The organism is Pedococcus cremeus (assembly GCF_900111375.1).
In the GTDB taxonomy this organism is placed as follows: Bacteria; Actinomycetota; Actinomycetes; order Actinomycetales; family Dermatophilaceae; genus Pedococcus_A; species Pedococcus_A cremeus.
Genome location: NZ_FOHB01000005.1, coordinates 104,396 through 119,998, shown reverse-complemented (window position 1 = coordinate 119,998; position 15,603 = coordinate 104,396). Strand labels below are relative to the sequence as shown.

The following is a 15,603-nucleotide window of genomic DNA, read 5'->3' as shown; positions in this document are numbered from 1 at the left end:
GCCAGCCTAGGAGGCGATGCCGGAGACCGCAGCCAGGACCTCGGCGAAGGCCGGGTGCTCGGGGTCGATCAGCGCGAAGTGGTCGCAGTCGGCCACCTCGCGCAGCGTGACCGGCCGGTCCGGCCCCGTCCCCGGCAGGGCGGCCACCTTCTCGCGGTAGGAGCGGGAGACGGCCGGCGGCACGACGTCGTCGTCCGCGCCGTGCACCAGCACCACCGGCGCCACGGGGGTGTGCTGCGCGGGGTCGGCCGCGGCATACGCCTCGGCTCGCTCGGCGGGGGTGCCGCCGAGGAACGCCTCCACGGCGCCGTCGCCGAGCCGCATCTCGAACGCCGCCCGCAGGTCGACCACGCCGGCCAGGCTCACCACACCGGCCAGGCCGGCGCCCCACGGCTGGCCGGCCGCCCACGCAACGAGGTGCCCGCCCGCGGAGTGCCCCACGAGCACGAGGAGGTCGGGCAGGTCGGGATCGGCCCGCACCGCCGCCACGGCGGCCGCGATGTCGTCACTGGTCCCCGGCCAGCCGCCCCCCGGCATACCGGTCCGTCGGTACTCGACCACCGCCACCGGCCAGCCGGCGTCGGCGAAGGCCTGCGCCTGGCAGGCGGCGTGCGTGCGGTCGTACTCCGCGCGCCAGAAGCCGCCGTGCACGACGACGACGGTGACGTCCTTCGCCGCGCCCGTGGGCAGGCGGACGTCATAGACGTGGGCGGGGTCGAGGCCGTATGCCGTGGTGCGGGCCGGCGGGGGAGCCGGCCGGTCGAGGACCGCCTCGGGGTCGCGTGCGGGAGGCGCCGGGGGCTGGGGGTCGGCCATACCGCCATCCTGTCAGCGCCGGTCAGCACGCAGCCTGTCAGCACTCAGGGGGAAGGTCGCTACGCTGCGCCCATGAAGAAGTACGAGTACGCGACCGTGCCCCTCATCGTCCACGCGACGAAGCAGATCCTCGACCAGTGGGGCGAGGACGGCTGGGAGCTGGTGCAGGTCCTGACCGGACCCGACGGCGGCAACCTGGTCGCCTACCTCAAGCGAGAGAAGGCCTGAGCATGAGTGCAGTCGAGGACCGCCTGAAGGAGCTCGGCCTGACCGTCCCGGAGGTCGCCACGCCCGTCGCCGCCTACGTGCCGGCGCTCGCCGACGGCCGCCGGGTCTACACCTCCGGCCAGCTGCCGATGGTGAACGGCGAGCTCGCCGCGATCGGCAAGGTCGGCCACGGCGAAGGCCTGGTCGCACCGGAGAAGGCCGCCGAGCTGGCCCAGGTCTGCGCGCTGAACGCCATCGCCGCCGTGAAGTCCGTCGTGGGTGACCTCGACAAGGTGGCGCAGGTCGTCAAGGTCGTCGGCTTCGTCGCCAGCGACCCGTCGTTCACCGGCCAGCCCGGCGTCATCAACGGCGCCAGCGAGCTGCTCGGCAAGGCCTTCGGCGACGCGGGCATCCACGCCCGCTCGGCTGTCGGTGTCGCGGTGCTGCCGATGGATGCCCCCGTCGAGGTGGAGATCATCGTCGCCCTCGCCGACGACTGAGGACCGTTGAGGACCCTGCCGCCCAGGAGCCTGCCGTGATCCGGGACTTCCCGGTGGCGTCGGTGCTGCGCGAGCACGCCGACGCCTGGCAGGCCGGTGGAGAGCCCGCGCGTCCGCGGCCGGCCGCCACCGTCATGTTCGTGCGCGACGGCGCGGCAGGGCTGGAGGTCTTCATGCTCCGCCGGGTGGCCGCCATGGCCTTCGCCCCGCGCACCATGGTGTTCCCCGGCGGTGGGGTCGACCCGCGCGACGCCGACCCGCGGCTGCCGTGGGCGGGTCCGAGCCCGGCGGAGTGGGCCGAGCGGCTGCAGACCGACGAGGCGACCGCACGCGAGCTGGTGACGGCGGCGGTGCGAGAGGTCTTCGAGGAGTGCGGCGTGCTGCTGGCCGGCCCGTCCGACGACACCGTGCTCGCCGACGTCGCGACGCCGCACTGGCACGAGCAGCGCCAGGGCCTGCTCGACCGGTCGCACTCGCTGGCCGAGGTGCTCATCGCCCACGACCTGGTGCTGCGCTCGGACCTGCTGACCTACCGCGCGCACTGGATCACACCCGTCTTCGAGCCGCGTCGCTACGACACCCGCTTCTTCGCCGCGGCCGTGCCTCAGGGGCAGGCGGCCGACGACCGGACCAGCGAGGCCGACGTCGCCGACTGGGTGGCCGCGGCCGACCTGCTGGAGGCGCACCGCAGGGGAGAGGCGCTGATGCTGCCGCCCACGGTCGTCTGCGTCGAGGAGGTCGCCGCCGCCGCGAGCGCGGCCGCCTTCATCGCCGAGCAGCCCCCTGTCGCTGCCGTGACGCCGGTGCTCACCGAGACCCCGGACGGCCTGGTCATGCGGGCGGACCTGCCCCGGTGACCGCCCCGCCTGCCGCCGAGCACTGGTCAGGGGGCCAGGTCACCCAGCGCGCCCACTGCGTGCTCGCTCCCAACCCCGGCCCGATGACCCTCGACGGCACCAACACCTGGGTGCTGCTCGAGCCCGGGAGCACCGAGGCCCTCGTCATCGACCCGGGCCCACTCGACGAGGCCCACCTGCGCCGGGTGCTGGCCCTGGTGGAGGAACGCGGCGCCCGGGTGGTGCAGACGGTCCTGACCCACGGCCACCTCGACCACGCCGAGTCGGCACGGCGGTTCGCCGAGCTCACCGGTGCCCCCACGCGAGCCGTCGGGCGCGGCCACGACGACCTGGGCGACGGCGACGTGCTGCGCGCCGGCGGCCTCGAGCTGCGCGTCGTCGCGACCCCCGGGCACACCTCCGACTCGCTGTCCTTCGCCCTGCCCGCCGACCACGCGCTGCTCACCGGCGACACGGTGCTCGGCCGGGGCACCACGGTGGTGGCGCACCCCGACGGCGAGCTCGCGGCATACCTGGCGTCACTGGAGCGGATCGCCGCCCTCACCGGCGGCGGCGAGGTGACCACCATCCTCCCCGGTCACGGACCGGTCGTGCCCGACGCCTCGGCGATGGTCGAGTTCTACCGGGTGCACCGCCGCGAGCGGCTCGAGCAGGTGCGGCAGGCGCTCGCCGACGGCGCCCAGGGCGTCGAGGACGTGGTGGAGCGCGTGTATGCCGCCGTGCCCCGCGAGGTGTGGCCGGCGGCCCGCCTCAGCGTGGCCGCCCAGCTGGAGTACCTGGAGAAGGTCGGTTAGCGAGGGTCAGCGGGCGCGACGCTTGAGGCGCTCGACGTCCTGGATCAGCACGGCGCGAGCCTCGAGCCGGAGCCAGCCACGGCTGGCGAAGTCGGCCAACGCCTTGTTGACGGTCTCGCGGGAGGCGCCGACGAGCTGGGCGAGCTCCTCCTGCGTGAGGTCGTGCGAGACGAGGATGCCGTCCTCGACCGGCCGCCCGAACCGGTTGGCGAGGTCGAGCAGCGCCTTGGCGACGCGGCCCGGGACGTCGGTGAAGACGAGGTCGGCGAGGTTCTCGTTGGTGCGGCGCAGCCGCTTGGCCAGGGCCGCGAGCAGGACCTTGGCCACCTCGGGGCGGCCGGAGAGGAGGCCGGAGAGGTCCTCGTGGCCGATGCCCATGAGCTGGGTCTCGGCAACGGCGGTGGCGGTCATGGTGCGCGGGCCCGGGTCGAACAGGCTCAGCTCGCCGAACATCTCGCCGGGGCCGAGGATCGCGACGAGGTTCTCGCGTCCGTCGCTGCTGCGGCGGCCGAGCTTGATCTTCCCCTCGCGGATGACGTAGAGCCGGTCGCCCTGGTCCCCCTCGTGGAAGAGCACGTCCCCCCGCTCGAGGTGCCGCTGGGTCATCGACTGCATGAGCCGGCCGGCGGCCTCGTCATCGAGGGCGGCGAACAGCGGGGCTTTCCTCACCACGTCCTGGTCCACGGGCGACAGTGTGCCATGCCGCCCGACAGGGAACTGTCAGCGTTGCCCCGTAGGCTGGGCGGGTGTCTGCTGATGTCCGTGAGGAGTCGCCGGTTGCGCTGACCCGGCGTGCGCGCCGGATGTACCGCGCCCTGCACGAGCACTACCCGTACGCCCACTGCGAGCTCGACTTCGAGAACCCGCTCCAGCTCCTGGTGGCGACGGTGCTGTCGGCGCAGACGACCGACGTCATGGTCAACAAGGTCACCCCCACCCTCTTCGCGACGTACCCGACGGCAGCCGACCTCGCCGCCGCCGACCGCGAGGAGATGGAGGCGATCCTCAAACCGACCGGGTTCTACCGCGCCAAGACCAACTCGGTGATCCGGCTGGCGGCCGACATCGTCGAGCGGTTCGACGGCGAGGTGCCCCCGCGCATGAAGGACCTCGTCACCCTGCCGGGCGTCGGCCGCAAGACCGCCAACGTGGTGCTCGGCAACGCGTTCGGCATCCCCGGCATCACCGTCGACACCCACTTCGGTCGGCTGGTGCGCCGGTTCGGCTGGACCGAGGAGGAGGACCCGGTCAAGATCGAGGAGGTCGTCGGGAAGCTCATCCCCCGCAAGGAGTGGACGATGCTCTCCCACGTCGTGATCTTCCACGGCCGCCGGACCTGCCACGCCCGCAAGCCGGCCTGCGGTGCCTGCCCGGTGGCGCGGTGGTGCCCCTCCTACGGCACCGGCGAGACCGACCCCGAGAAGGCGGCGAAGCTGCTGAAGTTCGAGCTGGCCCCCTCGGCGGCCGGCGCCTCGGAGGCTGCCTCGCCGGTGGCGGCGCCCACGGTTTCCCCGGCGGACGGGGCCTCCCAGGGATGAGCGCGCCCCGTCCCGCGTGGATGACCCGGCTCCAGGACGCCCTCGCCCATCCCGACCCGGAGTACTTCGACCGGTTCCAGCCTCCCGACGAGGGTGGCCGCGAGTCTGCCGTGCTCATGCTCTTCGCCCCGTCGGAAGACGGCGGCGAGGAGGTGGTGCTGACCGAACGCGCCCACCACCTGCGCTCCCACCCGGGGCAGGTCTCGTTTCCCGGTGGGTCGCTCGAGCCGGGGGAGGACGCCGTGCAGGCCGCCCTCCGCGAGGCGCACGAGGAGGTGGGCATCGCCCCCGAGACCGTCGACGTCGTGGCCGAGCTGCCGGCCCTGTTCCTCAGCCCCAGTCAGCACGTCGTGACGCCGGTGCTCGCCTGGTGGCCGGTGCCGAGGGCGTTCCAGAACGTGCACGCCGGCGAGGTCCACCGGGCCGAGATGGTGTCCGTCGACCTGCTGCTCGACGCGTCCATCCGCTTCACCACCGTTCACCCGATGGGCTACGAAGGCCCCGCCTTCGAGGTCGACGGGCTCTACATCTGGGGGTTCACCGCGATGCTGTTCAGCCGGGTCATGCAGCTCGCCGGGCTCGAGCGGCCCTGGGACGCCACGGTCCGCCGGCCGCTGCCGGAGCGGTTCCACCCCCGGTCGCAGCCCGGGGCGCAGTCCCCGTCCCGGCAGGAGGGCAGCCACCAGTGATCTTCGGCCTCGGCATCCTCGACGTGCTGCTCATCCTGCTGCTCGTCGGCTACGCCGTCTCCGGCTACCGGCAGGGCCTGGTGGTCAGCGTGCTGTCGCTGGCCGGCTTCCTCGCCGGCGGCGCGGTGGCGATGTGGCTGCTACCGCTCGCCATCCACCAGTGGACGTCGCTGGAGTCGACGCCGGTCATGCGGGCCGTGGTGATGGTGGCCGGGGTGTTCATCCTCGCCAGCATCGGCCAGGCGGTCGCGGTCGGCATGGGCGGACGGCTGCGTTCGCACGTCCGGGCCCGGCCCGCCCGCGCGTTCGACTCGGCGCTCGGGGCGGTCGCCGTCGTCGTCTCGGTGTCGCTCGTCATCTGGTTCGTCGCCGGTGCCGTGCGCGGTGGTGCACCGGCTCCGTTGGCTCGCGCCATCGGCGAGTCGCGGGTGCTGCGGGCCATCGACACGGTGGTCCCCCCCGAGACGTCGCGTCTCTTCGCGGGCTTCCGCGAGGTGCTCGACCGCGAGGGCTTCCCGCGTGTGTTCGAGGGCATCCAGGCCGAGCCGATCGCCCCGGTCGAGCCGCCGGACCCGAACGTCGCCCGCACGCCCGGGGTCGCCGCGGCCGGGAGCTCGGTCATCAAGCTCACCGGCATCGCCGACGCCTGCAACCGTGGCCAGGAGGGCAGCGGCTGGGTCGTCGCCCCGGGCCGGGTCGTCACCAACGCCCACGTCGTCGCCGGCATGCGTTCGGTGACCCTGCGGGTCAAGGGCACTGGTCCGGCGTACCAGGGTCGCGTGGTGGTGTTCGACCCGGAGCGCGACCTCGCCGTGGTGGCCGCCCCCGGGCTGCCCGCGCCGCCCCTGCGCCTGGGCACCGACCTGAAGCGCGGCAACGGTGGCGTGGTCGCCGGCTTCCCGCTCGACGGCCCCTACCGGCTCGACGCCGCCCGGGTGCGCGACGTCGTGCAGGCCCGCGGGTCCGACATCTACGGCACGCCGGGCACCCGCCGCGAGGTCTACTCCCTCTACGCGCGGGTCCGGCCGGGCAACTCCGGTGGCCCGCTGCTGTCGACGTCCGGCGACGTGGTGGGGGTCATCTTCGCCAAGTCGCTCGACGACAACACCACGGGCTACGCGCTCACCCTCGCCGAGGCGCAGCCGGTGCTGAAGGCGGCGGCGTCGGCGAACCAGCCGGTGAGCACCGGACCCTGCGTCGCCGGCTGAGCCGACGTCACCACCGCTGAGGTCGCGGCACCGAGCTCAGCCGTGCAGGCCGTCGAGCCACCGCACCAGGTGACCGTTGACGGCCTCGGGCGCCTCCTCGGGCAGGAAGTGGCCAGCTCCGGGCACCTCGTGCGCCTCGAACGGTCCGGCGCACCTGGCGCGTGAGGTCGGCATGATCTCCGGGAGCACGGCGGGGTCGTCCTCGCCGTGCAGCTGCAGCACCGGCACCCCCACGGGCCCGCTGACCCGCTTGGCGAACTGCCAGCCGTCGGGGCGCACCTGGCTGCGCACGACCCATCGGTAGTACTCGGCCGCGGAGTGGGCCACGAACGGCAGCGCCATCGCGTCGGCATACATGCGGGCCTCCTCGAGGCTGGGCCAGATGCCCGTCGGTGAGGCCCACTCGCGCAGCAGGCGTTGGACGTAGCCGCCGTGCACCGTCATCTCCCGCTCGGGCACGAACGGGCGCTGGAGCCCCAGGAGGTAGCCGTTGGCCCGCGCCTGCCGGGCGTTGGTGAACGAGGCGTGCCGGAAGACCAGGGGGTGGGGCATGGACAGGGAGCCCACCGCGGAGGTGACGGCCGGCTGCAGGGACGCCATGCTCCACGCGATCCAGCCGCCCCAGCCGTGGCCGACGACCACCGCCTGCGACTCCCCGAGCGATCGGATGACGCTGGCCGCGTCGGTGGCCGAGGTGCGCGTGTCGTAGCCGCGCGGAGGCTTGTCGGAGGCGCCGTAGCCGCGCAGGTCCAGGGCGCACGCGCGGTAGCCGGCGTCGGCGAGGGCCTGCATCTGGTGGCGCCAGGCCCACCAGAACTGCGGGAAGCCGTGCAGCAGCAGCACCAGTGGCCCCTGCCCCTGCTCGGCGACGTGGAAGCGGGCGCCGTTCGCGGCGACGAAGCGGTGCTCCCACGGACCGTCGACGAGCACCATGGCGGCGTCAGGGTTGGTGGGGAACACGGGGTCAGTCTGTCAGCGAGCCGCGGCCGGCGTGCTGGCCCGGCCGAATCCGCTGGAGGTCAGGCGGGTCGAGGTCCCGGGAGGGGGTCGATCCTCACTCGCCGGACTTGAGGGCCTCGATGGTCTCCTGGGCGCTCTTGATCGTCCGCTCCGGCTTGGGCTGCACCTTGGTGACGTTGTTCTTGCCCACGACCCCGAGGATGGCGGCGATGACGAAGAGCAAGGCCGTCGTGATGAGGTAGCCGGCCCACAGGGGCAGCCAGATGGCGATCACGTTGGCGATGGTGTGGAAGAGGAAGATGACGCCGAGGAGCCCGACGAAGGCGGCCCCGGCGAGCAGGCCGGCACCCTTGCCGGCGAGCTTGGCCTCACCGGTGATCTCGGCCTTGGCCAGCGCGATCTCGTTGCGGACGATGGCGGAGAAGTCGGCCGTGGCGTCCGCGACCAGCTGGCCGATCGTGCGTTCCTGACCGAGGGGGCGCTCCTGGCCGAGGGTGGGCTGGGGGCCGGAGGTGCTGGTGGCCATGGGCAGTCCCCTTCGTGTCGTCTACCGCGGCCCGTGCGGGCCGCCTCCACCCTAGCCGCGACCCGGGGTATCCACATCTGAGCGCTGGAAGACGTCGGGTATGCCGTCCTGGTCGGCGTCCTCGCTCTCCTCCAGCGCGATCCGCCGGTAGACCCGGTTGCGGGTGCGCAGCACCACCGAGGCGAGCAGGGCGGCCAGCACCGACCCCATGAGCACGGCGAGCTTCACGTGGTCGTCACGCTCGCTGCCCGTGCCGAACGCCAGCTCGCCGACGAGGAGCGAGACGGTGAAACCGATGCCGGCCAGCAGCGACAGGCCGAGGACGTCCCACCACGAGAGTCCCTCGTCGAGCTCGGCGCGGGTGAACCGGGTGACCAGCCACGTGCCACCGAAGACGCCCACGAGCTTGCCGGCGACGAGGCCGACCATGATGCCCAGGGCCACCTCGTCGGCGAAGGTGGCACCGAGGCCGCCGACGACGGTCACCCCGGCGGCGAAGAAGGCGAAGACCGGCACGGCCACCCCTGCCGAGAGGGGCCGCAGGCGGTGCTCGAACCGCTGCGCCACGTCGACACCGGCGCTGAGGGTGCTCAGCCGGGGCACGCTCTCCCGGGGCCGCACCGGCACGGTCAGGCCCAGCAGGACGCCGGCCACCGTCGCGTGGATGCCCGACGCGTGCACCAGCGCCCAGGTGGCGACGGCCAGCGGCAGCAGCAGCCACCACTGCGTGAACCGTCGCTGCACGAGGAAGGCGAAGACGGCCAGGGGCACCACGGCGAGCGCCAACGCCGGCAGGTCGAGCGAGGAGGTGTAGAAGATCGCGATGATCGTGATGGCCACGAGGTCGTCGACGACGGCCAGGGTCAGCAGGAACGAGCGGAGCGAGGCCGGCAGGTGGGTGCCGATGACGGCCAGGACCGCGAGCGCGAACGCGATGTCGGTGGCCGTGGGGACCGCCCAGCCCCGCAGCGCGTCACCCGAGGGGCCCAGGCCCAGCACCACCGCGGTGAAGAGCGCGGCAGGAAGAGCCACGCCACACAGGGCGGCGACGACGGGCACGGCGGCCTTGGCCGGGTCGCGCAGGTCTCCGACGAGGAACTCGCGCTTGAGCTCCAGGCCGGCCACGAAGAAGAAGATGGCCAGCAGCCCGTCGGCAGCCCACTGGCCGAGCGACAGGTCGAGGTGCAGTGCGTGGGGACCGAACGAGAAGTCGCGCAGCGCGGCATACCCCTCCCGCCACGGCGAGTTCGCCCACAGCAGCGCGGCGACCGCGGCGGCCAGCAGGAGCGCCCCACCGACGGTCTCCGTGCGCAGCGCGGCGGCGACCCGCTGGGCCTCGGCCCAGCTCGGGCGCCGGAGGATGCGCGGACGAAGGGGCGGATGCGTCACAGGGTCTCCTGGGGGTCGGGGCCTCGCTCAGACCCCCGCCGACGGGCGGGCGCCGCCGACCAGACTTCCCGGCACACCAGGAGCCAGTTTACCGACCCGCTGGCTACGACGGCCCGCGGGAGGACCGGGCTACCGCGGCCGCGAGGTCCTCGAAGGTCCGCGCGAGCTCGCGCAGGAGCGCGTCGTCGGGCACCACCTGGCGGTCGACGAGGGTGGTGCCGAGCTCGAGGCCCGGCGCCTCGACCACGGTCATCTTCACCCGCTCGAGCGTCTGGCGCAGCGCCGCCTTGGCGTAGCGGGCGGCGTACCAGCCGTACCCGACACAGGCGACGGGCAGGCCCTCCCACTCGGCGTACAGGAAGTCGATCGCGTTCTTCAGCGCCGCGTTGTAGCCGCGGTTGTACTCCGGCATGACGACGAGCAGCGCCTCGGTGTCGCGGATCGCCGCCGACCAGCGCCGGGTGTGCTCGTGCGCGTAGTTGCCCTCGGAGGGCTCGCGGGGCTCGTCGAGGAACGGCAGCGCGAAGTCGGCGAGGTCGAGCAGCTCCGCCTCGAACCGGTCGTCCGGCACCTGCTCGAGGACCCACTGCGCCACAGTCGGGCCGAGCCGGCCCGGGCGGGTGCTGGCGATGACGACGGACAGGCGCGGGCGACCCATGCGGGAAGCCTAGGTGGCGCCGTCAGGACGCGGTGAGGCGGTCGACCCAGTCGCTGGGCCAGGGGGCGCTCTGCGGGCGTCCGGGACCGCTGCGGTCGAGGTGCACCGTGACGTACCGGCCCTTCGCGGCCCGCACGCGGGGTGCGCCGTCGAACTCCTCGCCCCAGACCTCGAACGCGAACACCATCGACGACCTCCCCAGCTCGGTGACGGTGACGGTGGTGATCACCTCCTGGCCGAAGAACAGCGGCGCCTCGAAGTCGGCCTCGAAGCGGACCCGTGGCGCGACGGGGAAGTAGCCGTCCAGGCTGCGCTCGCGGGCCAGCGACGCCTCGGCCGACTCGACCAGCCGCGTGACGGTGCTGTTGTGGTAGATGCCGGCGGCGTCCGTGTCGATCCACTCGATGCGGGAGCGCAGTGTCGCGCTGGCGTTCGGTGTCCTCACACCGGCACGGTCTCAGGCGTCAGTGGCGCGGACTCGGTCGCCCCCGGACGCCAGCGCAGGTGGACCTGGCCCTGCTCGCCGTCGCGCAGCAGCGCGAGCCGCGGTGGGACGCGGTCGGTGCGCGACGTGGGCGGACGGCGACGCCCGGCCTTCCAGGGGTCGGGCCACTCGGCGGCCGGCCCGGCATACCCCTGCTCCGCCGCGGCGTGGAGGGTCCACTGTGGGTCGTAGAGGTGGGTTCGCCCGAGGGCGCACAGGTCGGCGCGACCGGCGAGCAGGATCGAGTTCACGTCGTCGTACGAGGAGATGGCCCCGACCGCGATGACGGCGACACCAGCGGGCCGCGCGACCTCGTGGCGGATCCGGTCGGCGAACGGCGTCTGGTACGACCGGCCGAAGGCCGGCTTCTCGTCCTGGGTGACCTGGCCGGACGAGACGTCGATGGCGGCGGCGCCGTGCTCGATGAAGGCGCGCGCGATCTCGACGGAGTCGTGCTCGGTGTTGCCGTCGGGCACCCAGTCGGTGGCCGAGATGCGCACGGTGACCGGCACCGGCTCGGGCACGACCTCGCGCACCGCGTCGAACACTTCGAGCGGGAAGCGGAGCCGGTTCTCCAGCGACCCGCCGTACTCGTCGGTGCGCACGTTCGAGATCGGCGACAGGAACGAGGACAGCAGGTAGCCGTGGGCGGCGTGCACCTCGACGAGGTCGAAGCCCGCGTCGACACCTCGGCGCGCGGCGTCGCGGAAGTCGGCCACGACGCGGTCCATGTCGGCCCGGGTCATCTCGCGCGGCACGTGGGTGGCCTCCCCGTAGGGCACTGCCGACGGGCCGACGACCTCCCAGTTGCCTTCGGGCAGCGGCTCGTCCATGCCCTCCCACATGAGCTTGGTCGAGCCCTTGCGGCCGGAGTGGCCGAGCTGCAGCCCGATCTTGGCGGTGCTGCGCTCGTGGACGAACCGGGTGATCCGCGCCCACGCGTCCCGCTGCTCGTCGTCCCACAGACCGGGGCAGCCCAGGGTGATCCGGCCTTCGGGCGACACGCAGGTCATCTCCGACATCACCAGGCCGGCGCCGCCGAGCGCCTTGGAGCCGAGGTGCACCAGGTGGAACTCGCCCGGCACGCCGTCGACCGCGCTGTACATGTCCATGGGCGACAGCACGACCCGGTTCTTCAGCTCCAGCGCACCGATCCTCGCCGGCTGGAACATCGCCGGTGCCGCCTCGTCCGCGTCGGCCCCGGCGACCTGGTGGGCGTAGGCCGCCTGGATGCGCGCCGCGAACTCGGCGTCGCGCTCCTGGAGGTTCTCGAAGGTGATGCGGCGCGACCGCGTGAGCAGGTTGAAGACGAACTCGTCGTGGTCCTGGTCGGCGTACATCCCGATGTTCTCGAACCACTCCAAGCTGGCCTGGGCCGCGCGCTGGGTCGACTCCACGACCGGCTTGCGCTCCTCCTGGTATGCCGTGAGCGCCGCCTCGACGGTCGGGTGCTCGTGCAGGCAGGCGGCCAGGGCCAGGGCGTCCTCCATGGCCAGCTTGGTGCCTGAGCCGATGGAGAAGTGGGCGGTGTGGGCGGCGTCGCCGAGCAGCACGACGTTGCCGTGGTGCCACGACTCGTTGCGGACCGTGGTGAAGCTGATCCACTTGGAGTTGTTCGTCAGGATGCGGTGGCCCTGCAGGTCGTCGGCGAAGATCTCGGCGACCCGCTGCACGGCGTACTCGTCGGACACCCCGGGCGGGAAGACCTCGTGCTCGGTGCGGTCGAATCCCGCTGCGCGCCAGACGTCCTCGTGCATCTCGACGATGAACGTCGAGCCCTGGTCGGAGTACGGGTACCCGTGGATCTGCATGGTCCCGAACTCGGTGTTGCGGACGATGAACTGGAAAGCCTCGAAGACGAGGTCGGTGCCGAACCAGATGTACTTGTTGTGCCGGCGGTCGAGGCTGGGGCCGAACGCGTCGGCATACCGCGTGCGCACCTGCGAGTTGAGCCCGTCGGCGGCCACGACGAGGTCGTGCGTCGCGCGCAGCTCCTCGGTGTCGGGCGCCTCGGTGCGGTAGTGGACGACCACGCCGAGCTCGGCGGCCCGGGCCTGCAGCAGCCGCAGCAGCTCCTTGCGGCTCATCGCCGCGAACCCCTGGCCGCCGATCGTCGAGGAGCGCCCGTCGACGCTGACGTCGATGTCGGTCCAGCGCGCGAACTGCCGCTCCATCGCGGCGTGGATCGTGGTGTCGGCGTTCTCGATCCCGCCGAGCGTCTCGTCGGAGAAGACGACGCCGAAGCCGAACGTGTCGTCGGGGGCGTTGCGCTCCCAGACGGTGACCTCGTGGGCCGGGTCGAGCTGCTTCATCAGGGCGGCGAGGTAGAGCCCACCGGGCCCCCCGCCGACGACCGCGATCCTCATGACGTCTCCTTGCCGGCCGTTTCGGCCTGGGCGTGCTGGGCCTGCTCGCGCAGCTTGAAGTGCTGGAGCTTGCCGCTGGTGTTGCGGGGCAGCCGGTCGACGAAGCGGACCCGGCGCGGGTACTTGTACGGGGCGAGGGTGGCCTTGACGTGGTCCTGGATCTCGCGGACCTTGGCGTCGTCGCCGACGACCCCCTCGCGCAGGACGACGAAGGCGCTGACGATCGAGCCCCGCTCGGCGTCGGGCTCGCCGACGACCCCGACCTCGACGACGTCGGGGTGGACGTCGATGGCCGCCTCGACCTCGGGCGCGCCGATGTTGTAGCCGGAGGAGACGATCATGTTGTCGGTGCGGGCGCGGTAGAAGAAGTAGCCGTCCTCGTCCTGCACGAAGGTGTCGCCCGTGACGTTCCACCCGTCGACGACGTAGCCGCGCTGGCGCTCGTCGTCGAGGTAGCGGCAGCCGACCGGGCCGATGACCGCGAGCCGCCCCTCGGTGCCGGGTGGGACGGGCCGGTCGTCCGGGCCGAGGACGGTGGCGCGGTACCCGGGGACGGGCCTGCCGGTGCTGCCGGGGCGGATGTCGTCACCGGCCGCGGAGATGAAGATGTGCAGCATCTCGGTGGCGCCGATGCCGTCGATGACCTTCAGCCCCAGCTCGTCGCGGATCGCCTCCCAGACGTCCCGGGCGATGTGCTCGCCGGCGCTGACCGCCTTGCGCAGCCCGCGCAGCCGCGCGAGGTTGCCGCTCTTGATGACCTGCTTGTATGCCGTGGGGGCCGTCGCGAGGACCGTCACCCCGTGCTCCTCGACCAGCTCGGCGAGCTGGACCGGAGTCGCGGACTCGGTGAGCAGGGCGCAGGCGCCGGCTCGCAGCGGGAAGACGACGAGCATGCCGAGCCCGAACGTGAAGGCGAAGGGCGCGGTGCAGGCGACCACGTCGTCGGGCTCGAGGTGCAGGACGTGCCGGCCGAAGGTGTTGTCGATCGACAGGATGTCGCGCTGGAAGTGGGTGGTGATCTTGGGGACGCCGGTGCTGCCCGACGTCGGGCCGAAGAGGGCGACGTCGTCGGCGGCGGTGTCGGCGGCCTCGAACTCGCCGGACTTCGTGGCAGCGCGGCGGCTGAGGTCGTCGCCCGAGTCGCCGTCGTAGGGGACGACGACGAGATCGGGCGCCACGGTGTCGCGCACCGTGAGCACGTCCTCGACGAAGCGGTGGTCGACGAGGGCGACGGTGGGGCGGGTCTTCTCCACGACCGGCCCCAGCTCGCGGGCGCGCAGCGCGGCCATGGTCGTGACGACCACGCCACCGGCCCTGAGGGCGCCGAGCCAGGCGGCGACGGTCCACGGGGTGTTGGGGGCGCGCAGCAGGACGCGGTTGCCGGGGACGAGCCCGAGGTCCTCGGTGAGGACGGCGGCGACCTGGTTGGTGCGGGTCAGCAGCTCGCCGTAGGTCCACACCGTGCCGTCGGGGGTGCGCAGCGCGGGGCGGTCAGGGCCGTGGGTGCGGATGGTCTCGTCGAGCAGCTCGACGGCTGCGTTGAGGCGCTCGGGGTACTGCAGGTCCGGCGTGGTGAACTCGAGCACCGGCCACTGCTCGGCGGGCGGCAGGTGGTCGCGGGCGAAGGTGTCGACGTGGCCGCTCGGCGACAGGCCGGGCCGGGGACGGGTGGGGGTGGACGACATCACGAGCCTCCGGAGCTGGTGCGGATCATGCCTTCCTGCACGACGGTCGCGAGGTGCTCGCCGTCGGGGGTGAAGAAGCGGCCGAGGCCGACGCCGCGGCCGGCGCCGGCCGCGAGGGCCTCCTGCGCGTAGAGCAGCCAGCCGTCGAGGACGCCGGGGCCGGGCGCGCGGTGGAACCACATGGCGTGGTCGAGGCTGGCGGTGACGAGGCCAGGCTGTGCCCACGGCACCCCGAGCACCCGCAGGACCGGCTCGAGGATCGTGTAGTCGCAGACATATGCGAGCGCCGCGAGGTCGCGCTGGGCGTCCGTGAGTCCGTCGACGGGGCGCAGGGCGTCGAACGGCCGGATCCACACCGCCTGCTGCGCCACGCGGCCACCATCGACCTCGACGTAGACCGGGCCCGGCACGTGTCGCATGTCGAAGCTGCGTCCCGCGGACCAGTACTCCTTGGACGCGTCCGTCATGGTCGTGCCGCTGCCGGGCGCCACGTCCGCGAGGTATGCCGCCGAGCTGGGCAGCGACTCCGGTGCCGGTACGTCGGTGGGCGCGGCCGCGGCATACCGGCCTCCCTCCTCGCCGGCGGCGAAGCTGGCGAGGCAGGTGTAGGCGGGCTTGCCGTTCTGGAAGGCGCGGACCTGCCGCGTCGCGTAGCCGCGGCCGTCGCGCAGGACCTCGACCTCGTAGGTCACCGGCGCGCCGATGTCGACCGGCCGCATGAAGTAGCTGTGCATCGAGTGCATGGCCTTGCCGTCGGTGACGGTGAGCATCGCGGCCGCTGCCGCCTGCGCCACCATGTCGCCGCCGTAGGCCTTCGGCCACGGGCACGGTTGTGTCGTGGCGGTGAACGCGACGTCGAAGCGCTGCGGTTCGGCTGGCGTGAGCTCGAGGGCCCGGGCCAGGACCTCGGACGTGGGGCTCGTCCG

General features: G+C 73.0%; 17 protein-coding genes. 7 read left to right on the top strand and 10 right to left on the bottom strand.

Features of this window, described 5'->3' with window-relative positions:
• Positions 1-6 precede the first annotated feature (6 nt).
• Positions 7-816: an alpha/beta hydrolase family protein gene (locus BMW78_RS11335; protein WP_091759473.1), complete on the bottom strand. Its 810-nt coding sequence runs from the start codon at positions 814-816 to the stop codon at positions 7-9.
• 72 nt (positions 817-888) lie between these two features.
• Here BMW78_RS11335 and sp36 point away from each other — a divergent pair, with 72 nt between their 5' ends.
• From sp36 to BMW78_RS11315, 4 genes are read left to right on the top strand one after another with little or no spacing between them, the layout of a single operon-like run.
• A complete protein-coding gene (gene sp36 / locus BMW78_RS11330; protein WP_091759469.1) occupies positions 889-1,044 on the top strand; it encodes a Sp36 family protein in 156 nt (51 codons plus the stop codon).
• Between the two features lie 2 nt (positions 1,045-1,046).
• Positions 1,047-1,523 (top strand): RidA family protein, encoded by a 477-nt coding sequence (locus BMW78_RS11325; protein ID WP_091759466.1) that lies wholly within the window; start codon positions 1,047-1,049, stop codon positions 1,521-1,523.
• Between the two features lie 35 nt (positions 1,524-1,558).
• Positions 1,559-2,380: an NUDIX hydrolase gene (locus BMW78_RS11320; RefSeq protein WP_245735804.1), complete on the top strand. Its 822-nt coding sequence runs from the start codon at positions 1,559-1,561 to the stop codon at positions 2,378-2,380.
• Positions 2,377-3,174, top strand: a complete 798-nt coding sequence (locus BMW78_RS11315) for an MBL fold metallo-hydrolase (protein WP_425439053.1) — start codon at positions 2,377-2,379, stop codon at positions 3,172-3,174. Before BMW78_RS11320 ends, BMW78_RS11315 begins: the two co-directional genes overlap by 4 nt.
• 6 nt (positions 3,175-3,180) lie before the next feature.
• Here the strand turns inward: BMW78_RS11315 and BMW78_RS11310 are convergent, their stop codons facing one another.
• Positions 3,181-3,858 carry a Crp/Fnr family transcriptional regulator gene (locus tag BMW78_RS11310; RefSeq protein ID WP_281247078.1) on the bottom strand — a complete coding sequence of 226 codons (678 nt, stop codon included), beginning with the start codon at positions 3,856-3,858 and terminating at the stop codon, positions 3,181-3,183.
• Positions 3,859-3,977: 119 nt separating this feature from the next.
• Here BMW78_RS11310 and nth point away from each other — a divergent pair, with 119 nt between their 5' ends.
• The 3 genes from nth to BMW78_RS11295 are packed head-to-tail and all read left to right on the top strand — an operon-like array spanning position 3,978 to position 6,609.
• A complete protein-coding gene (gene nth / locus BMW78_RS11305) occupies positions 3,978-4,712 on the top strand; it encodes an endonuclease III (protein WP_091759463.1) in 735 nt (244 codons plus the stop codon).
• Entirely contained in the window at positions 4,709-5,401 is a 693-nt protein-coding gene (locus BMW78_RS11300) for an NUDIX hydrolase (protein ID WP_091759459.1), read from the top strand. Before nth ends, BMW78_RS11300 begins: the two co-directional genes overlap by 4 nt.
• Entirely contained in the window at positions 5,398-6,609 is a 1,212-nt protein-coding gene (locus BMW78_RS11295; RefSeq protein ID WP_245735803.1) for a MarP family serine protease, read from the top strand. The genes BMW78_RS11300 and BMW78_RS11295 overlap by 4 nt, the downstream gene beginning before the upstream one ends.
• 36 nt (positions 6,610-6,645) lie before the next feature.
• Here the strand turns inward: BMW78_RS11295 and BMW78_RS11290 are convergent, their stop codons facing one another.
• The 8 genes from BMW78_RS11290 to BMW78_RS11255 all read right to left on the bottom strand — a co-directional run bounded on the left by BMW78_RS11290 (position 6,646) and on the right by BMW78_RS11255 (position 15,579).
• A complete protein-coding gene (locus tag BMW78_RS11290) occupies positions 6,646-7,569 on the bottom strand; it encodes an alpha/beta fold hydrolase (protein ID WP_245735802.1) in 924 nt (307 codons plus the stop codon).
• Positions 7,570-7,663: 94 nt separating this feature from the next.
• On the bottom strand, positions 7,664-8,095 hold the full coding sequence (locus tag BMW78_RS11285) for a phage holin family protein (RefSeq protein ID WP_091759456.1): 432 nt from the start codon (positions 8,093-8,095) through the stop codon (positions 7,664-7,666).
• Positions 8,096-8,146: 51 nt separating this feature from the next.
• Complete coding sequence (gene nhaA / locus BMW78_RS11280) at positions 8,147-9,484, bottom strand: Na+/H+ antiporter NhaA (RefSeq protein WP_091759452.1); 1,338 nt, start codon at positions 9,482-9,484, stop codon at positions 8,147-8,149.
• Between the two features lie 103 nt (positions 9,485-9,587).
• The gene (locus BMW78_RS11275; RefSeq protein WP_091759449.1) at positions 9,588-10,142 is read right to left on the bottom strand and encodes an NADPH-dependent FMN reductase; all 555 of its coding nucleotides are present in this window, start codon (positions 10,140-10,142) and stop codon (positions 9,588-9,590) included.
• 22 nt (positions 10,143-10,164) lie between these two features.
• Positions 10,165-10,587: an acyl-CoA thioesterase gene (locus BMW78_RS11270; RefSeq protein ID WP_218144327.1), complete on the bottom strand. Its 423-nt coding sequence runs from the start codon at positions 10,585-10,587 to the stop codon at positions 10,165-10,167.
• A complete protein-coding gene (locus BMW78_RS11265; RefSeq protein WP_091759446.1) occupies positions 10,584-12,992 on the bottom strand; it encodes a bifunctional salicylyl-CoA 5-hydroxylase/oxidoreductase in 2,409 nt (802 codons plus the stop codon). The genes BMW78_RS11270 and BMW78_RS11265 overlap by 4 nt, the downstream gene beginning before the upstream one ends.
• Positions 12,989-14,677, bottom strand: a complete 1,689-nt coding sequence (locus BMW78_RS11260) for an AMP-binding protein (RefSeq protein WP_091759443.1) — start codon at positions 14,675-14,677, stop codon at positions 12,989-12,991. Before BMW78_RS11260 ends, BMW78_RS11265 begins: the two co-directional genes overlap by 4 nt.
• Positions 14,677-15,579: an acyl-CoA thioesterase gene (locus BMW78_RS11255; RefSeq protein WP_245735825.1), complete on the bottom strand. Its 903-nt coding sequence runs from the start codon at positions 15,577-15,579 to the stop codon at positions 14,677-14,679. The genes BMW78_RS11260 and BMW78_RS11255 overlap by 1 nt, the downstream gene beginning before the upstream one ends.
• Between the last annotated feature and the right edge of the window lie 24 nt (positions 15,580-15,603).

What these genes read in the sequence shown, in the direction of transcription:
- BMW78_RS11335 (WP_091759473.1), bottom strand. Translation starts at nt 816, where the DNA reads ATGGCCGACCCCCAGCCCCCGGCGCCTCCCGCACGCGACCCCGAGGCG.
- sp36 (WP_091759469.1), top strand. Translation starts at nt 889, where the DNA reads ATGAAGAAGTACGAGTACGCGACCGTGCCCCTCATCGTCCACGCGACG.
- BMW78_RS11325 (WP_091759466.1), top strand. Translation starts at nt 1,047, where the DNA reads ATGAGTGCAGTCGAGGACCGCCTGAAGGAGCTCGGCCTGACCGTCCCG.
- nth (WP_091759463.1), top strand. Translation starts at nt 3,978, where the DNA reads ATGTACCGCGCCCTGCACGAGCACTACCCGTACGCCCACTGCGAGCTC.
- BMW78_RS11300 (WP_091759459.1), top strand. Translation starts at nt 4,709, where the DNA reads ATGAGCGCGCCCCGTCCCGCGTGGATGACCCGGCTCCAGGACGCCCTC.
- BMW78_RS11285 (WP_091759456.1), bottom strand. Translation starts at nt 8,095, where the DNA reads ATGGCCACCAGCACCTCCGGCCCCCAGCCCACCCTCGGCCAGGAGCGC.
- BMW78_RS11275 (WP_091759449.1), bottom strand. Translation starts at nt 10,142, where the DNA reads ATGGGTCGCCCGCGCCTGTCCGTCGTCATCGCCAGCACCCGCCCGGGC.
- BMW78_RS11265 (WP_091759446.1), bottom strand. Translation starts at nt 12,992, where the DNA reads ATGAGGATCGCGGTCGTCGGCGGGGGGCCCGGTGGGCTCTACCTCGCC.
- BMW78_RS11260 (WP_091759443.1), bottom strand. Translation starts at nt 14,677, where the DNA reads ATGTCGTCCACCCCCACCCGTCCCCGGCCCGGCCTGTCGCCGAGCGGC.